The 21877-nt window shown below is 70.1% G+C and carries 23 protein-coding genes; 17 read left to right on the top strand and 6 right to left on the bottom strand.

All coding sequences use genetic code 11. From position 1 onward, the window contains the following. Positions 1-126 precede the first annotated feature (126 nt). The 4 genes from ACZ5PO_RS36675 (at position 127) to ACZ5PO_RS36660 (ending at position 6192) form a co-directional block, all read left to right on the top strand. A complete protein-coding gene (locus ACZ5PO_RS36675) occupies positions 127-2544 on the top strand; it encodes a TonB-dependent siderophore receptor (RefSeq protein ID WP_464187801.1) in 2418 nt (805 codons plus the stop codon). A 41-nt stretch (positions 2545-2585) separates the two neighbouring features. Further along, positions 2586-3455, top strand: a complete 870-nt coding sequence (locus ACZ5PO_RS36670; protein ID WP_464187799.1) for an ABC transporter substrate-binding protein — start codon at positions 2586-2588, stop codon at positions 3453-3455. Positions 3456-3498: 43 nt separating this feature from the next. Continuing rightward, on the top strand, positions 3499-5451 hold the full coding sequence (gene fhuB / locus ACZ5PO_RS36665; RefSeq protein ID WP_464187796.1) for a Fe(3+)-hydroxamate ABC transporter permease FhuB: 1953 nt from the start codon (positions 3499-3501) through the stop codon (positions 5449-5451). A 180-nt stretch (positions 5452-5631) separates the two neighbouring features. Continuing rightward, positions 5632-6192 (top strand): CYTH domain-containing protein, encoded by a 561-nt coding sequence (locus ACZ5PO_RS36660; protein WP_464187794.1) that lies wholly within the window; start codon positions 5632-5634, stop codon positions 6190-6192. Positions 6193-6229: 37 nt separating this feature from the next. Here ACZ5PO_RS36660 and ACZ5PO_RS36655 read toward each other — a convergent pair whose 3' ends face one another. Next, on the bottom strand, positions 6230-6436 hold the full coding sequence (locus ACZ5PO_RS36655) for a hypothetical protein (RefSeq protein WP_464187792.1): 207 nt from the start codon (positions 6434-6436) through the stop codon (positions 6230-6232). Positions 6437-6491: 55 nt separating this feature from the next. On the opposite strand from ACZ5PO_RS36655, the gene ACZ5PO_RS36650 reads away from it, so the two are divergent. Next, on the top strand, positions 6492-6692 hold the full coding sequence (locus tag ACZ5PO_RS36650; RefSeq protein ID WP_464187790.1) for a hypothetical protein: 201 nt from the start codon (positions 6492-6494) through the stop codon (positions 6690-6692). 120 nt (positions 6693-6812) lie between these two features. Beyond that, complete coding sequence (locus ACZ5PO_RS36645; protein ID WP_464187788.1) at positions 6813-7067, top strand: hypothetical protein; 255 nt, start codon at positions 6813-6815, stop codon at positions 7065-7067. Between the two features lie 564 nt (positions 7068-7631). Here ACZ5PO_RS36645 and ACZ5PO_RS36640 read toward each other — a convergent pair. From ACZ5PO_RS36640 to ACZ5PO_RS36630, 3 genes are all read right to left on the bottom strand, one after another. Then, on the bottom strand, positions 7632-7997 hold the full coding sequence (locus tag ACZ5PO_RS36640) for a response regulator transcription factor (protein ID WP_464187786.1): 366 nt from the start codon (positions 7995-7997) through the stop codon (positions 7632-7634). Between the two features lie 82 nt (positions 7998-8079). Next, positions 8080-8733: a response regulator transcription factor gene (locus tag ACZ5PO_RS36635; RefSeq protein WP_464187784.1), complete on the bottom strand. Its 654-nt coding sequence runs from the start codon at positions 8731-8733 to the stop codon at positions 8080-8082. Continuing rightward, positions 8730-10652, bottom strand: a complete 1923-nt coding sequence (locus ACZ5PO_RS36630) for a PAS domain-containing sensor histidine kinase (protein WP_464187782.1) — start codon at positions 10650-10652, stop codon at positions 8730-8732. Before ACZ5PO_RS36630 ends, ACZ5PO_RS36635 begins: the two co-directional genes overlap by 4 nt. 338 nt (positions 10653-10990) lie before the next feature. On the opposite strand from ACZ5PO_RS36630, the gene ACZ5PO_RS36625 reads away from it, so the two are divergent. Together ACZ5PO_RS36625 and ACZ5PO_RS36620 are read left to right on the top strand one after the other, a co-directional pair. Beyond that, on the top strand, positions 10991-11515 hold the full coding sequence (locus ACZ5PO_RS36625) for a Dps family protein (RefSeq protein ID WP_464187780.1): 525 nt from the start codon (positions 10991-10993) through the stop codon (positions 11513-11515). A gap of 99 nt (positions 11516-11614) precedes the next feature. Then, entirely contained in the window at positions 11615-12649 is a 1035-nt protein-coding gene (locus tag ACZ5PO_RS36620; RefSeq protein WP_464187777.1) for a cupin domain-containing protein, read from the top strand. A 51-nt stretch (positions 12650-12700) separates the two neighbouring features. Here ACZ5PO_RS36620 and ACZ5PO_RS36615 read toward each other — a convergent pair whose 3' ends face one another. Next, positions 12701-14143 carry an ATP-binding protein gene (locus ACZ5PO_RS36615; RefSeq protein WP_464187775.1) on the bottom strand — a complete coding sequence of 481 codons (1443 nt, stop codon included), beginning with the start codon at positions 14141-14143 and terminating at the stop codon, positions 12701-12703. Further along, positions 14140-14859, bottom strand: a complete 720-nt coding sequence (locus ACZ5PO_RS36610; protein ID WP_464187773.1) for a response regulator — start codon at positions 14857-14859, stop codon at positions 14140-14142. Before ACZ5PO_RS36610 ends, ACZ5PO_RS36615 begins: the two co-directional genes overlap by 4 nt. Positions 14860-15170: 311 nt before the next feature. Here ACZ5PO_RS36610 and ACZ5PO_RS36605 point away from each other — a divergent pair, with 311 nt between their 5' ends. The 9 genes from ACZ5PO_RS36605 to soxA are packed head-to-tail and all read left to right on the top strand — an operon-like array spanning position 15171 to position 21867. Continuing rightward, positions 15171-15554, top strand: a complete 384-nt coding sequence (locus tag ACZ5PO_RS36605; RefSeq protein WP_464187771.1) for a c-type cytochrome — start codon at positions 15171-15173, stop codon at positions 15552-15554. Between the two features lie 26 nt (positions 15555-15580). Further along, positions 15581-16048, top strand: a complete 468-nt coding sequence (locus ACZ5PO_RS36600; RefSeq protein ID WP_464187769.1) for a (2Fe-2S)-binding protein — start codon at positions 15581-15583, stop codon at positions 16046-16048. Positions 16049-16059: 11 nt separating this feature from the next. Continuing rightward, positions 16060-18231, top strand: a complete 2172-nt coding sequence (locus ACZ5PO_RS36595) for a xanthine dehydrogenase family protein molybdopterin-binding subunit (protein ID WP_464187767.1) — start codon at positions 16060-16062, stop codon at positions 18229-18231. Further along, on the top strand, positions 18228-18578 hold the full coding sequence (locus ACZ5PO_RS36590) for a c-type cytochrome (RefSeq protein ID WP_464187765.1): 351 nt from the start codon (positions 18228-18230) through the stop codon (positions 18576-18578). The genes ACZ5PO_RS36595 and ACZ5PO_RS36590 overlap by 4 nt, the downstream gene beginning before the upstream one ends. Before the next feature lie 4 nt (positions 18579-18582). Continuing rightward, on the top strand, positions 18583-19830 hold the full coding sequence (locus ACZ5PO_RS36585; protein ID WP_464187763.1) for an FCSD flavin-binding domain-containing protein: 1248 nt from the start codon (positions 18583-18585) through the stop codon (positions 19828-19830). Further along, entirely contained in the window at positions 19827-20276 is a 450-nt protein-coding gene (locus ACZ5PO_RS36580; protein WP_464187761.1) for a cytochrome c family protein, read from the top strand. Before ACZ5PO_RS36585 ends, ACZ5PO_RS36580 begins: the two co-directional genes overlap by 4 nt. Positions 20277-20279: 3 nt before the next feature. Continuing rightward, complete coding sequence (locus ACZ5PO_RS36575; RefSeq protein ID WP_464187760.1) at positions 20280-20765, top strand: SoxY-related AACIE arm protein; 486 nt, start codon at positions 20280-20282, stop codon at positions 20763-20765. Continuing rightward, positions 20762-21082, top strand: coding sequence for a thiosulfate oxidation carrier complex protein SoxZ (soxZ, locus tag ACZ5PO_RS36570; RefSeq protein ID WP_464187758.1), 321 nt, complete (start codon positions 20762-20764; stop codon positions 21080-21082). Before ACZ5PO_RS36575 ends, soxZ begins: the two co-directional genes overlap by 4 nt. Beyond that, complete coding sequence (gene soxA / locus ACZ5PO_RS36565) at positions 21082-21867, top strand: sulfur oxidation c-type cytochrome SoxA (RefSeq protein WP_464187756.1); 786 nt, start codon at positions 21082-21084, stop codon at positions 21865-21867. Before soxZ ends, soxA begins: the two co-directional genes overlap by 1 nt. Positions 21868-21877: the final 10 nt, after the last annotated feature.

The following is a 21877-nucleotide window of genomic DNA, read 5'->3' as shown; positions in this document are numbered from 1 at the left end:
CCTCGGAAAAAAATGCGCCCGCCGCGAGAAATTTCGTCCGCCACCCCGTCAGGACTCTGACGCGCTGCAGCCGCCCAGGGGCGGCAGCCACCGAGCAGCGCCGCGAGGGGATCGGAGAACTCTGTCATGCCGGGTCGGAAGGGCGCGCCAGCGGCGCGCGTCGTGCTACGAGGCGGGCTTGCGGCCGCTCTGCTGTTGTCCGCTTCCCTGGCGGCGACGCCCTCGGCTGTCGCGCAATCCGCCTCGGCCCAGCGGCACTTCGCTGTTCCCTCGGGCCAGCTCTCGGCCGGGCTCGTCGCCTTCGGCCGCCAGGCCGGCGTCCAGGTCAGCTATGCGCCGGCCGTCGCCGCCAATCTGCGGACGGTCGGGGTGTCCGGCACCATGTCGAACGAGGCGGCGCTCTCGGCGCTTCTCGCCGGAACCGGCCTGACCTGGCGCTTCCAGTCGCCGCGGACCGTCGTGGTCGAGCGGGTGGCGAGCGTCGACGTCGGCACCGCCCCGCCGGGTGCCATCGCGCTCGAGACGATCGACGTCCGCGGCGGCGGCGATGACGGAACGGTCGGCTTCGTCGCCACCCGCAGCGTCGCCGGCACCAAGACCGACACACCGCTGGTCGAGGTGCCCCAGTCCGTCTCGGTGGTGACCCGCGCCCAGATGGACGCGCGCAACGTGCAGACCGTCGCCGAGGCGGTCAGCTACACGCCCGGCGTCTCCACTCAGCCTGGCGGCGTCGACGGGCGCTACGACCAGCTCTACATCCGCGGCTTCAACGAATACATCAACGGCGACTACCGGGACGGGCTCCGCCAACCCGGCCGCAGCTACAGCTATTTCCGTTCGGAGCCGTACGGCCTGCAGCGGATCGACGTGCTGCGCGGGCCGACCTCGGTGCTGTACGGGCAGAATGCGCCGGGCGGCATCGTCGACCGCATCAGCAAGCTGCCGACGGCCGAGTCGGTGCGCGAGATCATGCTCCAGGGCGGCTCCCAGGACAGGCTCCAGGGCTCCTTCGACCTGAGCGGCCCGGTTGCCGGCGACACGCGCTACCTCTACCGCATCGTCGGCCTCGGCCGTTCGAGCGACAATCTTCAGTCGTCCATGCTGCCCGACGACCGGCTCTACCTCGCACCCTCCTTCACCTGGAGGCCGACCGAGGCGACGACGCTGACGCTGATGGCCGAGGCACTACAGGACGTCACCGGCTACAACTTCTACTATACTGCACCGGGAACGCGGCCGACACGCGTCTATACGGGCGACCCTTCCTTTGATCGCTTCAAGCAAGAGCAGAACACCATCGGCTATCGCTTCGAGCACAAGTTCACCGACGACGTGATCGTGCGCCAGAACCTGCGCTACGGCCAGCTCGCGCTCGACTACCATTCCGTCTACGGGCTCGGCGCGGTCACGCGCGGCACCACGCTGCTGCCGCGGACGGCGGGGCTGGTGAAGGAGAAGCTCAACGCGCTGACGCTGGACAACCAGGGGCAGGTCAATTTTGATGTCGGCCCGACGCGTCACCGGTTCCTGTTCGGCTTCGATTACCAGCACTGGAACTCGGCCATCTCCAATCAGCTCGGCCTCGCTCCCGCGCTCGACATCGCCAATCCGATCTACGGCGTGCCGATCAACGAGCCCTACACCTTCGCGCAACGCAACCGTCAGATCCAGGATCAGGCCGGCTTCTACGTGCAGGACCAGATCAAGGTCTGGGACAAGCTGGTGCTGACGCTCGGCGGCCGTCATGACCGGGCGCGGAGCGAGACCCTCAACCGGCTGACCAACGTCACCACCATCCAGAACGACGGTGCCTTCACCGGCCGTGCCGGCCTGACTTATCTGTTCGACAATGGTCTGGCGCCCTACGTCAGCTATTCCACGTCGTTCCAGCCCCTCGCCGGTACCACGTCGCCGGCGCGCGGCTCCCAGCCCTTCGAGCCGACGACGGGCGAGCAGTACGAAGCCGGGGTCAAGTACCAGCCGATCGGCTGGAACAGCTTCGTCACCGTCTCGCTCTACGACCTGCGTCAGCAGAACGTCTCGACGACCGATCCCAACAACATCCTCTACCGGGTCCAGACCGGCGAGGTGCGCTCGCGCGGCGTCGAGCTGGAGGCGGTCGCCAGCCTGACGGACGGGCTGAGCGTGCACGGCAGCGTCACCTACCAGAATGTCGAGGTGACGAAGAGCAACGGCACAGATCTCGGCAAGCGCCCGACGCAGATCCCCGAGCAAATGGCCGCCCTCTGGGTCGACTATACCGTCCAGAGCGGGATGCTGCGTGGCGTCGGCCTCGCCGCCGGCGTCCGCTATGTCGGGCCGACCTTCGCCGACCCGCTCAACACCATAAAGAACCCCACCTACACCCTCGTCGATGCCGCGCTGCGCTACGACCTCGGCGAGCTGCGTCCGGAGCTGAAGGGCTGGAAGGCGGCCGTCAACGCCACCAACCTCTTCGACGAGCAGTATGAGGTGTGCTCGAGCAGCTACTGCTCGTGGGGCAGCGGCCGCACGGTGATGGGCTCGCTCAGGTTCACCTGGTAGGCGCCCCTTTGCGCAACCACGGCTACACCGCGAGGCGCGCCGTGTCCCGGCGCGCCGTGCTCGCCGGCCTGTTCGGCATGGCCGCGGGCGCTGCCGCGGCGCATGCCGCGCCGGGCGCGCCGCGTGTCGTCGCGCTCGACTGGGGATGGGCGGAGACGCTGGTGGCGCTCGGCCTGCCGCCGGTCGCCGTCGTCGAGCGGGGCGGCTATCGGGCGACCGTGGTCGAGCCCGCGCTGCCCGACACGACCTTCGATCTCGGTGTTCACACCGAGCCGAGCCTGGAGCGGCTCTACCGCCTGAAGCCGGACGTGATCGTGATCACCCCGGCGCTGGAGTCCCTGCGGCATCTGGTGGAGCCGATCGCGCCGGTCGTCTCGCTCGGCATCTTTCCGGCCGGGGGCGACGCCTTCCGCCGTGCCGGAGAGCAGACGCTGGTTCTCGCCCGCCACCTCGGCATCGAGGCCACCGCGTCCCGATTCCTCGGCCAGGCGCAGGACGAGCTTGCGGCCATGCGCCGACAGGCCGGCGGGATCGCCGGTCCGCTCTGTATCGTCCGGATCGTCGATGCGCGCCACGGCGTGGTGTTCGGGCGGAGCAGCCTCTTGCAAGGCGTCATCGACCGGCTCGGGCTGGACAACGCCTGGCAGGCGCCGACCAATGCCTATGGCACGCTCAGCATCGGCCTGGAGAACCTGGCGGCGCTCCCCGCCGCCGGCAGCCTGGTCTCGATCCGCAACGGCGGACCGGCGAACGCGTCATCGCCCGCCGGGCCGCTCTGGCAGGCGCTGCCGTTCGTCCGCGATGGGCGTGTCATCGCGCTGCCCTCCGTGTGGGGCTTCGGCGCCGTTCCGTCGGCGATGCGCTTTGCCCGCCTTCTGGTTGCGGCGACGCCGCGGCATGGTCATGGCTGAGGCCGTGCGCGCGTTCGCGCCAGCGCCATCTCGGCGGCTCGGGTTGACGCTGCTACCGGCGACGCTCGCGACGGCTGCCGCGGCGTTGATCGTGCTCAACCTGTCCGCGCGGCTGCCCCTGCCGCTCTGGCTGGGCGCGCTCCGGCATCCGGACGCCGCGGACATGGCGCAGATGCTCTTTCACTTCAGCGCCCTGCCGCGCCTCGCCGTCTCGCTGCTGGCCGGCGCGGCGCTCGGCCTCGCGGGAGCGCTGTTCCAGCAGGTTCTTCAGAACCCGCTGGCCGAGCCGGCGACCCTCGGCATCTCGGCGGCGGCGCAGCTGGCACTGGCCATCGCGAGCCTCTGGTGCCCCGCCCTGTTCCTCCTCGGTCGGGAGACGGTTGCGCTCGCCGGAGGGCTGGGCGCCGGCCTCCTGGTCCTCGGCCTGGCGCGCGAGCGGCTGTCGCCGCTCTCCATCATCCTGGCCGGGCTGATGGTCGCCGCCTTCTGCGGCGGCGTCTCGGCCGTCCTGACCATCTTCAACTTCGCGTATCTGACCGCGCTCACCCTCTGGGGTGCCGGCTCGCTCGCCCAGAACGACTGGACCATCGCGGCCTATCTCGCTCCGAGGCTCGCGCTCGGGGTGGTGCTGGCCTTCCTCCTCGTCCGGCCGCTCGCGCTGCTCGACCTCGGCGAGGCCGGGGTGGCCGGGCTCGGCGGCTCCTATCGACGCACCCGGCTGCTCGGCCTGCTCGTCGCCATCGGCATCAGCAGCGTCACCGTCAGCGCCGTCGGCGTCATCGGCTTCGTCGGGCTGGCGGGGCCGCTCCTTGCACGCCTGCTGGGGATCAACCGGCTGCGGCCGCGCATGGGCTGGGCGCTCGTGTTCGGCGCCGTCCTGCTTTGCCTGACCGATCAGGCCGTTCAATGGCTGGCCGGCTCCCGCGGTGAGCGCTTGCCGACCGGTATCGCCACCGCGATGCTCGGCTCGCTGCTTCTGGTGGTGATGGCGCGTCGCAGCGCGACGGGCCCCGCGCTTGCCGGGACCGAGGCCGTGGGCGGTGCCGGCGGCGGCAGGAGAGCGGCGGCTCCGCTGCTGGGCGCCCTGGCGCTGTTGGTCATCGTCGCGGCGATCATCGCGCTGCTGATGGGGCGCGGCGAGGCCGGCTGGCTGCCGGATGTCGGCGCCGAGCCGCATATCCTCGCGCTCAGGCTGCCACGGGTCGCCGCAGCGCTCAGCGCCGGGGCCATGCTGGCGGCAGCGGGCGCGGTGTGCCAACGGCTGCTCGCCAATCCGGTCGCCGGGCCGGAGGTCACCGGCATCGGCTCCGGAGCTGCACTGGGCGCCGTGGTCGGCGCCTTCTTGCCGCTGTCGGGCCCGCGCCCGATGCAGCTCGTCTGCGCCGCCTGCGGAGCGCTGATCGTGCTCATGGTCATGCTCGGCCTGGGGCGCCGCCATGCCTATGCGCCGGAGCGGCTGCTGTTGATCGGCGTCGCGCTGGCGGGCCTGCTCGGCGGCATCGTCGCGCTCTTCGTCATCTCCGGGGATCCGCGCGCGGTCTCCGCGCTGAGCTGGATGGCGGGCTCGACCTACCGGGTCGATGCCGGCCAGGCGTGGCTCGCGGGCGGCACGGCTCTGGCGCTGCTGGCGGCGCTGCCGCTCGTCTCGCGCTGGCTGGACATGCTGCCGCTCGGTCCGAGCGTGTATGGCCCCCTCGGCCTGCCGGTCCGGTTGGCGCGCCTCGCCTTGCTGCTGCTCGCCGCCGGCCTCACGGGCGCCGCGACGATCCTGGTCGGGCCGCTCAGCTTCGTCGGGATCATGGCGCCGCACGCCGCGCGGATGATGGGGCTCCGTCGCCTGCCGCAGCTCGCGGGCGCGGCCCTGCTCGGCGCCGCGAGCCTCGCCATTGCCGACTGGCTCGGCCGCAACCTGCTGTTCCCCTGGGAAATACCAGCAGGCATGATGGCCGCGCTGATCAGCACGCCCTACCTGATCCGGCTGCTGTCGCGGCGGTGACCGCCGGGCCAGCGTGAAGGGAGCCCGGTGGGGATGAGGCCTGGGCGAGCTGTCACCGAAATCGCAATCTGATGAGCTATCCAGTGGGCGCGCGGCGCGCAATTTCGGCCTTGCCGGGGCTGTGCCCCGTCCATAGTCTCAACGCGCGTCGCCGACCTCTGACACGAGAAAGCCGCCGCCATGGGGATCGAGATCGAGCGAAAATTCCTGGTGCGCAATGACGGCTGGCGTCGGGATGTCGTCGATGAAGTGCCGATCATGCAGGGCTATTTCGCACGCACGCCGCTGCTGCGGGCGCGGATCAGGCTCTACGGGGACAAAGCCTACATCACCCTCAAGAGCCAACCGGGACCGCGGGCGCGATTGGAATTCGAATACGAGATCCCGCGGACCGATGCCGAGGAGATCATTCACCAGTTCAGCATCGAGCCCCTGATATCGAAGGTGCGCCACCAGGTGATGCACGACGGCACGCTCTGGTCGGTCGACGTCTTCAACGGCGCCAACGAAGGCCTGGTCGTCGCCGAGGTCGAGCTCGAGACAGTGGATCAAGCTGTCGTGTTGCCGTCCTGGGTCGGCGTCGAGGTGACCAGCGACGTCCGCTACGGCAACTCCAATCTGGCACGCTTCCCCTTCGTTTCGTGGCCGTGCGCCGACGTCTCGAGGTCGCTGCGGCTGTCCGCAATTGGGGCCGTCAGCGCCCGTGAGCCGGAGACCGTGATGCCGGATTCGATATGCTGAGGGACCTCCTTCCAAGGCGACGGTCGGCGTGCTCCCGTCAGCCTTGATGAGGCCCCATCCGCCTCCGATCGTGCTCGATAGCGAATACATGGGCGTAAAGACTTGCCACCCAACGCCGCCCCTCGACGGTCTTGTCGAGGGCCTGAATGGCGTCGCCGATGACCGGCTCGACCTGGCTCCAGAAGAAGGCGGGGTACCGTTCGGCCAGATCTGCCGGCGATGCGTAGCCGAGCTTCTCGTTCATGCCGACCTCGGCGAATTCGTGGAACAGCGCATTCAGCTTGCGGGGGTAGAGGGAGTTGGCCGATCAAATCGGCGGCGCGCATGTATCCGGCCTCGGTCGCGGTCTCCCCATGATCGCCGGCCGTCGGCACGGGGAAGCGCGTCAACTCGACGGCTCGCGCGATCCGCTCCGCATCGATGAAGGAGTGGTTGTGAAAGCGCTCGCGCACGGCGATCTTCGAGCGCTCGACGTGGTGGGGCGACAGGGCCGCATCTGACGCCCCGCGCGGCAACTCCACGCTGGTCCCGTCAACCGCGACGACAAAGCGCTTGGCAGTGTCGCCCGAGCAGATGCCGCGTACATAGCCAACGTCATGGTAGAGCGCGGACAGAATGGCGTGCAGCCAGTCCTCCGGGGTCAGGCATTCGGTGACCGAGCGGCCCAGCAGGATATCCTGAGCGACGAGCGTGATCAGCGCGGTATGCTGGTCGTCATGGTAGAGGGCGTCGCTGCCGCCAATCCTTTCTATGGTCGACCGGGCGACAGCTTCCAGGACTTCGGCGAAGCGCGGCTCGCGGCTGCCGAAAACGCGCCGGTACGTCGCCGCAAGGTGCTCGCCGAGGGCGTTCGCGAGAAGCTTGGTCGGATCTAACATCGCGAGAGACCTTCGAGACGATGCGGCTGCGGATCGCGAAAGGCTTCCACCGTCCCCCCGCTGACCGCCACACCGGGTCCTCCACGCAGGGTCCGGTGTGACGAGGCCACCGTGATCCGATGCGCGCAGTGTCGCGACAGCTTACCAAATCGGGGCCGGGGTGACATGATCGTCGTGGCCCTCTCAGTGCGCCTGCCGGCCGTGATGAGAGCCAGCCAAGTCCTCGCTTCAGGCCACCGCTCCGCTAGTGCGCGCTCGATCCGGCGCACACTGTGGCTCCGCCCTAGTGTGGTGGATCTGAAGTTCCTGCTCCCCACATGGCATCAATGTCCAGGAACTTCAGATCCATTAAACCACACTAGAATCATAGAGTTGCTAGTGTGGCTTAGGAATCCGAAATTCGCTCCCAGCGATGCCCCGAGGTGGTGCGAATTTCGGATTCGCCACACTAGAGCGCTTTGCGATTGGGTGGAATCACCCAATCGCAAAGAAGCGCTCCAAATTCAAAAGGTTATGAGCATTTCTCTGCCATTGGATGATCCCATCCAATGGCGAAATGCTCTAGCCGCAGCAGCTTTCCAGGCAGTCGAGCAACTCGTCGGCGTCGATCGGCTTGCTCATGAAGGCGCGGGCGCCGCTGCTCATGGCCCGGCGCTGGGCGCTCTCCGTCTCGTAGGCGGTCACCACGATTACCGGGAAGGTGCAGCGCAGCGCCCGCACTCGCTCGAGCAACTCCAGGCCCGTCATGCCGGGCATCTGCACGTCGGTGATCAGGCAGGCGGTGGCGTGGAGGTCGGCGGACTCCAGGAATTCCTGCGCCGACGCGAAGGTCCGCGCCTCCGCGCCGACCGAGCGCACCAGGCTCGCGGTCGCTGAGCGGACGTCGAGATCGTCGTCGACGATCGACACAATGGCGGGATAGGACACCGGGTTGCCTTCTGCTGAGCGCCCGTTGGCCGTGCGCCGAAAACCTGCCTCGAATCTGGCCGAGGCCGTCCTCCCGCGCAATTCATATGATGGTTTTATAGCGGGCCGCGCCGGCCTCGCGCGCGCCCAGCGCCTCGGCCATGCGCACCAGGTCGGCGAGGGACTGCGCGTGCATCTTCCGCATCAGGTTGCCGCGGTGGATCTTCACGGTGATCTCGCTGAGGCTCAGCCGGCCGGCGATCTGCTTGTTCATCAGGCCTGCCGTCACCAGCGCCATCACCTCGCGCTCGCGCGGTGTAAGCGAGGCGTAGAGGCTGCGCAGGCCGTCGTCCTGCCGGCTCGCCGCCCGGCGCTCGGCGTCGCGCGCGACCGCCTCGGCCACCGCCGCCAGCATCTCGTCTTCGGCGAAGGGCTTCGCCAGGAAGTTCACGGCGCCCGCCTTCATGCCGCGCACCGTCATGGGGATATCGCCGTAGCCGGTCATCAGGATCACCGGAACGTGGTTGTCGCTGGCCAGCAGCTCCTGCTGGAAGTCCAGGCCGTTGGCGCCCTTGAGGCGGACGTCGAGGATGAGGCAGGCGGCGCCGTCGCTGTCGTCCGCGGCCAGGAAAGCCTCGGTCGTCTCGAAGCCGTCGACGGTGAAGCCCGCCGAGCGCAGCAGGCTGTCGAGCGCGCGTCGCACGCCCTCGTCGTCATCGATCACGCAGATGCGCGCGCCCTGCTCGCTCTCACTCATCGCCCGTCGTCCCCAGATGCTGAACCGGTGTCGCCGGCCCGGGGCAGCACGAAGCCGATGCGGGCGCCGCCGCCGTCCCGGTTGGCGGCCGAGATGCGGCCGCCGTGCGCCTCGATGATAGACCGGCAGATCGAGAGGCCGATACCCATGCCGGTCGCCTTGGTGGTGAAGAACGGGGCGAAGATCGCCTGGGGATCGTCCGCCGGCAGGCCCGAGCCGCGGTCGTTGACGAACACGCTGAGCATCCGTTCGTCCGCCGCGCGCACCTCGACGGCGATCTGCCGCCGGTCGGGGTGGGTGTGCTCCATGGCCTGGATGGCGTTGAGCACCAGGTTGACGATCACCTGCTGGATCTGGACGCGGTCGCCGAGCGCCTCCGTGAGGTCCTGATCCGTCTCGAGGGCCGCGGTCACGCCGGCGCTGGCCAGCTCGCGGCGCACCAGCGCCAGCGACGCGTCGGCGAGTTCGGGGAGGGCGAGGCGCTCCATCTCCGGCTCGGCCTTCTTGGTTTGCGCCCGGATCCGCTTCACCACCTCGAGCGCGCGGCGGCCGTTGCTCACGATGTTGTCGAGGCACGCCGCGGTCTCAGGCGCCTCTGCGGCCTCGCGCGCCAGCCAGCGCTTGCCGGACTGGCCGAAGGTGATGATGGCGGCGAGCGGCTGGTTGACCTCGTGGGCGATCGAGGCGGTGAGCTCCCCCAGGGTCATCACGCGGGTCGCATGGGCCAGCTCCGCCAAGGTCTCGTCGAGGCGTCGCTGGGCGCGGTTGCGCGCGGTCACGTCGATGGCGGAGACGAGCACCCGGTCCCAGGGGGCGGCCTCGCTCGATACGGTCGCGCGCAGGATGACCTCGATGCGTCGTCCGTCCAGGGTCTGGAACTCGGTCTCCTGGTCCACCGTCTGGGCCCCGTCGACGAAGGCGGCCACCGCGCGGATGAACGAGGCTTCGCTCCGCGGCGTGAACAGGCGGAGCAGCTCTGGCCCGAGCAGGTCGGCCTCGTCCGCGGTGCCGAGCAGGGCGAGGCCCGCGCTGTTGACGTCGGTGGTGGCGGTCAGTGCGCCGAGCTCGCCGACGAGAGCCGGCTCGGCCCGCGCGCGATCTTCGACAGCGCTGCCCGTATGCAGGCCGAGGCGCTGCAGCGCCGCGCACATGCCCGACCAATCCATGGCCCAGATGGCCACCCCTGCGGCCTCGAAGATATGGCTGTAGCGCCGCTCGGCCCTGGCGGCCGCCGCGTCGGCCCGGCGCTTCTCGGTCACGTCGGTGCTGATCTCGACGATCTCGAGCGCCCGGGTCGGGCGGTCCTCGCGCAGGGACCAATGGCTCTCGAGCAGGATCTGCGTGCCGTCGCGGCGGGTGCGGGTGAGCTCTCCCGACCAGCGCCCCTGGGCGCGCAGGATCGCCATGACCTCCGCTTCGGGCATCGACAGGGCCGTCTTCAGCAGCTTGCGGCAGTCGGCGCCGATAGCCTCCGACCGGGCGTAGCCGTAGAGCCGCTCGGCGCCGCTGTTCCAGTAGCGGATGTGGCCCGACACGTCCCGGATGACCACCGTCTCGTGGGCGAGGTCGAGCAGCTCCGCGTGCTTCACCAGCACGGACTGGGCCGACCATGTGCGCAGCGCCAGCAGAGTGGTGATGGCGATGGCGACCAGCCCCGCTGCAAGCCGCAGCAGGCTCGCGTCCAGCGGCTGCTCGGCGTGGGAGAGCAGGTAGCCGACGATCGCCAGCGCCGCCGTCGTGGCGCCCGTGGCTGCCACGCCGCGTGGGCTCAGCACGTCGGCGACCAGGAGGATGGTGCCGGCGTAGAGCACCGACACCGCGCCCGGCACGTCCGTCGCCGTGTCGATCCAGAAGATGACGGCGGCCAGCGCGATCGCGCCGGCGATACGCCACCTCGACCCGTGCCAATCACCTGTCATGCGCACGCATGCCCCATGTCGCCGTGCCGACTCCGAAAGCTTTGCCAACCGGTTACACGCAGACGCGCCCCGCGTCTTCTGCGAAGTCGGCCGCGCACGGCTCCCGAAGTGCGCCTGCCAGGCGCAGGGCGGCGCTGCTCGCCCGACATCATACCTAGGTTTATGCGGACCGGCGCCGGGCCATACGTGCGTATACTACTCGGACCGGATTGATCCGGTGTTCATGAACGCAGTCGCCGCCGGCAACCGCTGCTGAATACTTCGGAAGCCGCGGCCTCCCAGCGTGAGGCCCGTACCCTGTGCCACACGCTCACCCCTGAGCCCGATAGGAGGCTTCCATGAACCTCGACAACGTCAAGGCGCGGCAGCTTGCGCCCCTCGCCACGCCCAACGGCCTTCCGGCCGCGGCGGTCCGGGACATCTCGGCGGCGCTGACGACCCTGCTCGCCGACGTCTTCACCCTCTACCTGAAGACCAAGAACTTCCACTGGCACATGTCGGGGCCGCATTTCCGCGACTACCACCTGATGCTCGACGACCAGGGCGGCCAGATCTTCGCCATGACCGACGACGTCGCCGAGCGCGCCCGCAAGATCGGCGGCGTCACGCTGAAGTCGCTCGGCCAGGCGGCGCGCCTGAGCCGGCTCGACGACAACGACGCCGACTACGTCACGCCCGAAGACATGCTGGCCGAACTGCGCGACGACAACCTGCGCCTCGTCGGCTTCCTGCGCGCCACGCACACCCTGTGCGACGACTACGGCGACGTCGCCACCGCGAGCCTCATCGAGAACTGGATCGACGAGGGCGAGCGCCGCGCCTGGTTCCTGTTCGAGAGCGGCCGCCGCGATACGATGCGCTGACGGGCGCCTGCCGCGGTCGGCGCAACTCGCGCCGCCGCCCCGCGGCGCACGACCTGTCCGCCTTCAGCAATTCACGCTCGAGCCCTTGGGAGGGACGCCATGAACCCCGTTCAGACTTCATTCCGTTATCGCCTGGAGCAGCAGGAGCCGCGCCTCGGCTCCGGCGGCATCACCCGCGGCGCCTCCGTGCGGCAGTTCCCCGCCAGCCAGGGGATCGCGGGCGTGTCGATGCGGCTCGAGCCCGGCGCCATGCGCGAGATGCACTGGCACGCCAACGCGGCCGAATGGGCCTATGTGGTCACAGGCTATTGCCGAACCACGATCCTGCACCCGGACGGCGGGTCGGCCACCGACACGTTCGGGCCCGGCGACGTCTGGTACTTTCCGCGCGGCTGGGGCCACGCCATCCAGGGCATCGGGCCGGGCGAGTGCCATTTCATCCTGATCTTCGACAACGGCGACTTCTCCGAGGACCACACCTTCAGCGTGACCGACTGGCTGTCGCGCACGCCTCCCGCCGTGGTGGCGCAGAGCCTGGGCCTGAGTGCCGCCGAGGTGGCGCAGCTGCCCCGCGGCGAGGCCTATTTCGCCCAAGGCTCGGTGCCGGACGACCGCTCCCTCGATGCGGCGCCCCGGCGCACGCCGGAGCTCGTCACGACCCATCGCTATCCTCTGCTCGCCCAGCAGCCGCGGCGGGTGCCGGGTGGCGGCACGCAGCGGACCGTGACCGTCGCCGAGTTTCCGATATCGACGACCATGGCCGGCTCGCTGCTGGAGATCGAGCCGGGCGCCATGCGCGAGCTCCACTGGCATCCCAACGCCGACGAGTGGCAGTACTATATCCAGGGCACGGCGGAGATGGCCGTCTTCCTGGCGGAAGGCCAGGTGGTGACCGAACAGTTCGAGGCCGGCGATGTGGGCTACGCTCCCATGGGCGCAGGCCACTACATCCGCAACACCGGCAGCGACGTGCTGCGCGTGCTCGTCGGCTTCAATAGCGGGCACTACCAGGCCAACGATCTGTCCGCCTGGCTCGCCTCCAATCCCGTGGACATTCTGGCGGCCAACCTCGGCCTGCCGCGCGAGACCGCTGCCCGCCTCCCGCATCACCAGCAGTTCTTCGTCACCCGCTGACGGTTGGGTACACAGGCAGCATGATCCCCCCGGAGGGGATCATGTGCGTGCTCAACGCGTCAGCAGGGCGGCTTGGCCGACCTTGGGCAGGTTGATCGTCGCCCGGAGGCCGCGCGCCTGGTTGACGAGGGAGACGTCGCCGCCGTGGTGGCGGGCGATGGTGCGGGCGATGGACAGGCCGAGGCCGATGCCGCCGGTCTCCCGGTTGCGGGATTGCTCCAGTCGGTAGAACGGGGCGAAGACGCGGCCCATGGCCGCTTCCGGAATGCCCGGTCCGTCGTCGTCCACGACGATATCGATGCTCTCGGCGGTCCCCGCCAGGCTCACCCGCGCCCGCTCGCCATAGCGCACGGCGTTCTCGACGAGGTTGCGCACGGCGCGCCGGAGACCGTCGGGCCGGCAGCGATAGGTGACCGTCGGGCCCTCGATGAAGGTCACGTCGCGGCCGAGCTCGGCCAGGTCGTCGCACAGGCTTTCGACCAGGGCACCCAGATCCACCGTCCGCGTCGTCTCGGCCGTCGCCTCCTCCCGCGCGAACGCGAGCGCGGCTTCCGTCATGGTCTCGATCTCGCTGATGGTCTTCAGCATCTTGTCCTGGATCTCCTGGTCCGCGACGAACTCGGCCCGCAGCCTGAGCGAGGTCAGCGGCGTCCTGAGGTCGTGGCCGATGGCCGCCAGCATGCGGGTGCGGTCCGCCACGAACCGCTGCAGGCGCGCCTGCATGCGGTTGAAGGCTTCCGCCGTCTGGCGGATATCGTCCGGCCCGGATTCGGGCAGCGGCGTCACCGTCTCGCCGCGGCCGAGCGCCTCGGCAGCCACCGCCAGGCGCCGCATGGGCCGCGCGATGCCGCGCGCCACCAGCATGGCGATCAGCGACAGCACGGCCGCGGTGATGGCGAGCGACACCGCCGACTGCGATGTCCAGATCGAGTTGGTCATCGATTTGGCGAACGCGGCGTTCAGCCAGGTGCCGTTCTCCAAGCTCACGGTGAGGCCCATGCCGTAGGCATCGTCGAGGGAGACGAACTTGGCCGGCCGGGGCAGCGGCCATTTGGTGGGCGGCAGCGTGATCCATGAGAGCGGTGCCGCGATGGCGGAGCCGGTCAGCCCACCCGGCGCATTGGCCACCCCGGGCTCCTCGGCCGGCGGCTTGTGGTGCGGCTTGATTAGATTGGGCAGCGGCTTGGCAAGCTCCGTCCAAGCCTCCTGCCGCCACGCGTTCGCATCGCGCGGTTCCTCGGCGGAGAGCCAGAAGCGCGTGTAGTTGGTGGCGCTGGCGTCCAGAATGCCGGCGTGGATCGCCGTGGGGGTCGTCTCGATGAGGCGGGCGAGGGAGACGGTGCGGCTGAAGAACTCGCTCTTGGCCGCGGCACGCAACGCCTGCCCCCGCTCGTCCCACGATATCAGCAGGCCGATGCCCTGCGACAGCACCAGCGCCGTCAGCAGGAAGACGATGAACTGCGCAGCGAGGCTGCGGTGCCAGAGGCGTCTCATGCCTGCTCGACGTCAGCCGTGAAGCTGTAACCGCCCCCCCAATGGGTCTTGATCAATGCCGGCGTCTTCGGGTCGAACTCGATCTTCTTGCGCAGGCGGCTCACCTGGTTGTCGATGCTCCTGTCGAAGCAATCGGCGGCGCGTCCCACCGTCAGGTCCAGCAGCTGGTCGCGGCTGAGCACCAGCCCGGCGTGATCCAGGAACGCCTTGAGCAGCCGGTACTCCGCGGTGCTCAGCGGGATGGCGACGCCGTCCTCGCCGGCGATTTCACGGCGGCCGACGTTGAGCTGCCAGCGGTCGAAGCGCACCACCTTGGCCTTCAGCCCGTCGCGCTGCGGCGGCAGGCTGTTGACGCGCCGGAGCACGGCCTTGATGCGGGCGAGCAGCTCGCGCGGATTGAACGGCTTGGTGAGATAGTCGTCGGCGCCCAGCTCCAGCCCGACGATGCGGTCGGTCTCCTCGGCCATGGCCGTGAGGAAGATGATCGGCAGGTTGGTGCTGCCGCGCAACTGGCGGCATACGGCGAGGCCGTCCTCGCCCGGCATCATCACGTCCAGCACGATCAGGTCCGGCGCGCCGCGCTCGAGGACGCGCCGCAGCGCGGCGCCACTGTCGGCGACGCTGATGCGATAGCCATGCTGGGCCAGATATTTGCCGACGAGGTCGCGAATGTCGCGATGGTCGTCGACGACCACGATGTGCGGTGCGGATTCCATGCATTGTGCTCCAGCATCCAACGATAGCGCAGGATCAGATTAGGACCGCTCGAAAAAGTGTAACGAACTGTGGCAACGACAAGAGGAGCCAGCCTGCCGTGCGCGCGGCGCGATGCCTTGCCGCGGAACGCGATCGACGGGCCCGGGGCGGCGGGGGAGCGCCGACAATCCGTCCGCACCCCGGCACAGTTCTGCGACAGCTGCCGCTCATGCTTGCGTTCATACGAAGGCTTCGCCCCCCGACCATGGGCGGGGCATCGGCGGGTGGCAACGGCTGGGGCGGCCAACCGCATCGACACAGGGAGTCCTGCATGGCCCAGCAGACGATCGCTCTGCTCGTAGTCCTGGCGCCCGCCGGCGCCTCATCTCCTGCCTTGGCACAAGGCGCCTCGCCCGACGGCGAACAGCTCTTTCGAACCCGCTGCGGCTCCTGCCACGGGCTCGAACCCGGGCCAAGCCGGATCGGCCCGCCGCTCGCCGGCGTCGTCGGCCGCAAGGCGGCGAGCGTGGAGGGGGCGCGCTATTCCGCTGCGATGCGCGGCTCGCAGCTGACCTGGGACGAGCAGACGCTCGAGCACTATCTCGCCAATCCGCGGCAGGTGGTTCCCGGCACCAGCATGACCATCGGCCTCGCCGATGCCGGCCAGCGCCAGGCCGTCATCGCCTATCTGCGCGGCCTGCCCACCGCCAATTGAGCAACCCGCCCCGAAAGGACATCGCTATGGCCCGATTGACCATCAACGCCGCCGTGCGCGAGGTCGACGCCGATCCCGACACGCCGCTCCTGTGGGTGCTGCGCGAGCAGGTCGGCTTGACCGGCACCAAGTACGGCTGCGGCATCGCCGCCTGCGGCGCCTGCACGGTGCATGTCGACGGCGTCGCCACGCGCTCCTGCACCCTGCCGATCAGCGCGCTCGGGCCGGACCAGCGCATCGTGACCATCGAAGGGCTGTCGCCCGACGGGTCGCATCCGCTGCAGAAGGCGTGGCTCGCGCTGGACGTGCCGCAATGCGGCTACTGCCAGTCCGGCATGCTGATGGCGGCGGCGTCGCTGCTGGCACAGAACCCCAAGCCCACCGACGCCGACATCGATGCCGAGATCACCAATATCTGCCGCTGCGGCACCTACAACCGCGTGCGCGCCGCCATCAAGCAGGCGGCGGCCGGCGGCCCGACGCAGAACGGCTGAGGAGACGCGCCATGACCGTCCACACCGATCTGTCCCGGCGCCACTTCATCGTCGGGTCGGCCGCCGCCGTCGGCGGCCTGTCGCTCGGGATGCGCCTGCCGCTGACGGCGGACGCCATGGCGGCCGAGCGGCAGCCCGAAGTCAACGCCTGGGTGGTGGTCAAGCCCGACGAGACGGTGGTGATCCGCATCGCGCGCTCGGAGATGGGGCAGGGCACCTTGACCGGGCTTGCCCAGCTGGTCGCCGAGGAGCTCCAGTGCGACTGGTCCAGGGTCACCACGGACTACCCGACGCCGGGCGAGAATCTTGCCCGCAACCGCGTCTGGGGCAGCTTTTCGACCGGCGGCAGCCGCGGCATCCGCGAGTCCCAGGACTACGTCCGCAAGGGCGGCGCCGCGGCACGCGAGATGCTGATCGCCGCGGCGGCCCAGCAATGGGGCGTGCCGGCGGCCCAATGCACCGCCGCCAAGGGCGTGATCACGCACGCGGCGAGCGGCCGTTCCACCACCTACGGCCGGGTGGCGGAGGCGGCGGCCCGCCTGCCGGTGCCGGCGGACGTCAAGCTCAAGGATCCCAAGGACTGGACGATCGTGGGCAAGCCGCTGCCACGGCTCGACACGGCCGACAAGCTCACGGGCAAGCAGGTCTACGGCATCGATCTGACCATGCCGGGCCTGCTCAACGCCGCGGTCAAGGCTTGTCCGGTCTTCGGCGGCCGGCTGGCGAGCTTCGACGCTGCGGCCGTGGCCCAGATGCCCGGCGTGCGCAAGGTGGTGAAGGTCGACGACACCGCCGTGGCGGTCGTCGCCGACACCTGGTGGCGGGCCAAGACCGCCCTCGACGCACTGCCGATCGTCTGGGACGAAGGCCCCAACACGGGGGTCTCGAGCGCCTCCATCGCCGACACCCTGCGCAAGGGCTTCGATGCCGACGACGCCTTCATCGGCACCGAGGTCGGCAATGCCAAGCGGGCGATCGCCGCCGGCGGCGCCACGCTCGTCACCGCATCCTACGCCTTCCCCTACCAGAACCACGCCACCATGGAGCCGATGAATGCGACGGCGCTCTACACGCCGCAGAAGTGCGAGGTGTGGGTGCCGACGCAGAACGGCGAGGCCAGCCTGGCGGCGGTGGCGGAAGCCGCGGGGCTGCCGATCGGCAACTGCGAGGTCTACAAGATCCACCTGGGCGGCGGCTTCGGCCGGCGCGGCAATTTCCAGGATTACGTGCGCCAGGCGGTCAGCATCGCCAAAGAGCTGCCCGGCACGCCGGTCAAGCTGATCTGGTCGCGTGAAGAGGACATGCTGCACGGGGCCTATCACCCGACGACCCAGTGCAGGATGACAGGCGTGCTCGACACGGAGGGCAACCTCACGGCCCTGCACATGCGCATCTCGGGGCAATCGATCCTGGCCGCGGTGCGCCCGGAGGGTATGCAGGGCGGCAAGGACCCGGTGGTGTTCCAGGGCCTCAACGGCGGCGGTCCGGAAGGAGCGCTCGGCTACGCGGTGCCCGACCTGCTGATCGACCATGCCATGCGCAACCCGCCCATTCCGCCGGGGTTCTGGCGCGGCGTCAACCTGAACCAGAACGCCTTCTACGTGGAGAGCTTCATGGACGAGCTCGCCCACGCGGCCGGGCAGGATCCGCTTGCCTTCCGGCGCAAGCTGATGGCCAAGCACCCCAAGCACCTGGCGGTGCTGGAGGCGGTGGCCGAGCGCATCGGCTGGCAGACCAAGCCGCCGGAGGGCGTGCACCGCGGCATCGCCCAGATCATGGGCTTCGGCAGCTACGTCGCGGCTGCGGCCGAGGTGTCGGTGACCGGCGGCCGGTTGAAGATCCATCGCATCGTCGCCGCCACCGACGCCGGCCACGTGGTCAACCCGGCCCAGGTCGAGCGGCAGGTGGAGGGGTCGTTCGTCTACGGCCTGTCAGCCTGCCTCTACGGCGAGTGCACGGTGAAGGGCGGCCGCATGGAGCAGGAGAATTTCGACAGCTACGACGTGCTTCGCCTGGCGGAGATGCCGGCCGTCGAGACGATCATCATGCCGAGCGGCGGCTTCTGGGGCGGCGTCGGCGAGCCGACCATCGCGGTCGCCGCGCCGGCCGTGATGAACGCCGTCTTCGCCGCAACCGGCAAGCGCATCCGCGACCTGCCGCTCAAGAACCACAAGCTGGCGTGAGCGAGGACGGGCATCGCGGCGGGCTGGCGGCCCGGGCGTCGCGCGGCGGCCTGGCTGTCGCTGCGCTGCTCTGGGCCGCCGCGCCCGCAGCCGCCAGGACGGCCCACCCCGCCGATGCGACCGCCTGCGCCGGGTGCCACGCGCCGGCATCGACCGGCCCGGTGCCGGGCCTGCGCGGCCGGCCGCCCGCCGACGTCGCCGCCGCCATGCTCGCCTTCCGCAGCGGCGAGCGGCCGGCAACCGTGATGGACCGCATCGCCAAGGGCTATTCGGATGAGGAAATTCACGCCATCGCCGCGTGGGTCACGGCGACGCCCGGCGACGCACCGCGCCCGCCCCAGCCGTAGGGCGGTGCTGACCGGCCTGGCCGCGGCCGGCGCCGGAGCGCTTGCCGCTCCCCACGTGCGGGCTCAAGCCGGCAGCCATATCGTCGTTGTCGGCGGCGGCTTTGCCGGCGCGAGCTGCGCCCGCGCGCTCAAGCGCGAGCCCGGCGGCATGGCGGTGACGCTGATCGAGCCGAATGCCCGCTACACGGCCTGCCCGTTCAGCAATGCGGTGGTTGCCGGCTTGCGCGACATGGACACGCAGCAGTTCGGCTATGACGGGCTGCGCCGGGCCGGCGTGGAGGTGGTCGCAGGGAGCGTCGCCGCCGTCGATGACGAGGCGCGGCGCGTACGGCTCGACGACGGGTCGAGCCTGGACTATGCGCGGCTGGTGCTGGCGCCGGGCATCGACCTCGATCTCGGCGCCATCCCCGGCTACGACGCCGCTGCGACCGGCGTGATGCCCCACGCCTGGAAGGCCGGCGAGCAGACGCTGCTGCTGCGCCGGCAGCTGGAGGCGATGGAGGACGGCGGCCTCGTCGTCATCGCGGCACCCGCAAATCCCTTCCGCTGCCCGCCGGGGCCCTACGAGCGGGCGAGCCTGATCGCCTACTACCTCAAGGCGCGCAAGCCGCGCTCCAAGCTGATCATCCTGGACGCCAAGGACGCCTTCTCCAAGCAGCGCCTGTTCCAGGCGGCGTGGACGGAGCTCTATCCCGGCCTGATCGAATGGGTACCGCTCTCGGGAGGCGGGCGCGTGACCGCGGTGGACGCGGCGACGAAGACGCTGACCACTGAGTTCGGCAGCCACCGCGCCGCCGTTGCCAACGTCATCCCGCCGCAGCGCGCCGCCGCCATCGCCGTCGCGGCGGGCGTCGCCGACCGGACCGGCTGGTGCCCGATCGATCCCGTCACCTTCGAGTCCCGCCTCCGGCCCAACATCCACGTCATCGGCGATGCGGCGATCGCCGGCGCCATGCCGAAGTCCGCCTTCGCCGCCGACGGCCAGGCGAAGGCCTGCGCCCATGCGGTCGCCGCGCTCGTGCTGGGGCGCGAGCCGGACGAGCCGAAGCTGATCAACACCTGCTACAGCCTGGTCGCGCCCGACTACGGCATCTCCATCGCCGGCGTCTACCAGCCCCGCAACGGGTTGCTGACGGAGGTCGAGGGGGCAGGCGGTGTGAGCCCGCTCAATGCCCCGCCGTCCTTCCGTGCGGTCGAGGCGACCTACGCCATGGCGTGGTTCCGCACCATCACCGACGGGGTCTTCGGATGAGCTGCCCGGCCTGGCTCACGACCCTGGTGCTGCTCGCCGTGACGGGGCAGGCGCACGCCGAGGGGGCGCTACGGCCGTTCCAGGTCGTCGGCGATGCGATCGCACGACCGTTGACGGGCGAGGCTGGCGATGCGGCGCGCGGCGAGCGCCTGCTGCTGGACCGGCACCGGAGCCTCTGCCTGCTCTGCCATTCCGGGCCGTTCCCCGAGCCCCATGCCCAGGGCACGCTGGCCCCGGGCCTCGGCGGCGTCGGCCGCCGCCTGAGCGAGGGCCAGATACGGCTGCGCGTTGTCGACATGAAACGACTCGATCCGGCCACCATCATGCCTTCGAACCACCGCACCGACGACCTCCAACGGGTCGCCGCGGCGTATCGCGGCCAGCCGGTGCTGACCGCCGGGGAGATCGAGGACATCGTCGCCTTCCTCGTCACGTTGCAGGAGTGAGCCATGCTTCATGAGGTCCGGGCACAGCCCTCCGTCGGCCCGGTGCGGCGCCGGGAGGTGCTGTTCGCGGGCGCCCTCTGCATCTTCAGCGTGGCGCTGCCGAGCGCCGCCCGGGCGCGCCCGTCGCTCGGCGAGGCCATCCGGGCGTTCACCGGCGGGGCCGCCGTCAACGCCGGGCGGGTCCGTCTCGCCATTCCGCCGCTGGTGGAGAACGGCAATGCGGTCGGCGTCACGGTGACGGCGGAGAGCCCGATGACCAAGGCGGACCACGTCACGCGCATCGGGCTGTTCAACGAGAAGAACCCGCAGGCCGACGTCGCCGTCTTCCGGCTCTGGCCGCGGGCCGGCCGGGCGCAGGTGTCGACCCGCATTCGCCTGGCCACCTCGCAGACGGTCGCCGCCGTGGTCGAGATGAGCGACGGCAGTTTCTGGTCGAGCGACGCCAGCGTGATCGTGACGCTGGCCGCCTGCATCGAGGACCTGTCGTGACGCGGGCGCTGGTCAGCGTGCCCGCCTCGGCCCGCCGCGGCGAGATCATCGAGATCCGCGCCATGGTGGCCCACGTCATGGAGACCGGCTACCGCACCGACGCCGCGGGCGCGCCGATCGCACGGAACATCATCCATCGCTTCGTCTGCAGCTACGACGGCGAGGAGATCTTCTCGGCTGCGCTGTTTCCGGCAATCGCGGCCAATCCGTTCGTGGCGTTCACGACCACGGCGACGACGAGCGGCGTCATCGCCTTCTCTTGGTTCGGCGACGACGGCACCGTGCAGCAGGCCACGGCCGAGATCACGGTGACCTGATGGGGCGGCGGTGGCCGGCGCCCGCCGTCATCGTCCTGCTGCTGCTCGGCCTCGCAGTCCCGTGCGTCGCCGAGATGGCGCCCGCCGACCGACGGTCCGGCGCCGACTTCATGACGCCGGAGAACCGCGCCATGCAGGCGGATGACATGAGCAATCCGGCCATGCTGTGGGTTGCCGACGGCGAGCAGCTGTGGCGCAAGCCGGAGAGCGCCGGCGGACGGGCGTGCACAACCTGTCACGGCGACGCAACCCAGAGCATGCGTGGCGTGGCGGCCCACTATCCCGCCATCGCGGAGGCGACCGGCCGCCCCGTCGACCTCGCCGGCCGTATCAACCTCTGCCGCCAGACGCATCAGGCGGTGCCGCCGTTCGCGCCGGAAAGCCGCGAGTTGCTGGCGCTGACGGCCTACGTCGCCTACCAGTCCCGCGGCATGGCCATCGCTCCGCCCCAGGATCCGCGGCTCACGCCGTTCCGCGATGCCGGCCGCGCGCTGTACCGCCGCCGCATCGGCCAGCTCGACCTGTCCTGTGCCGCCTGTCACGACGCGCGCTGGGGGCAGCGACTGGGCGGCAGCGTCATCCCGCAGGCGCATCCGACTGCCTATCCGCTCTACCGGCTGGAGTGGCAGTCGGTTGGATCGCTGCAGCGGCGGCTGCGCAACTGCATGGCGGGCGTCCGGGCGGAACCCTATCCGTTCGGCGCACCGGAGCTCGTGGATCTGGAACTCTACCTCATGGCGCGCGCTCGCAGCATGGCCCTGGAGACGCCCGGCGTGCGGCCGTGAGGCGCGAGCC

The sequence above is a fragment of the Chelatococcus sp. KU-N122 genome, from assembly GCF_055391085.1.
The sequence above is the reverse complement of the archived record's forward strand: the minus strand, read 5'-3'. Positions and strand labels throughout refer to the sequence as shown.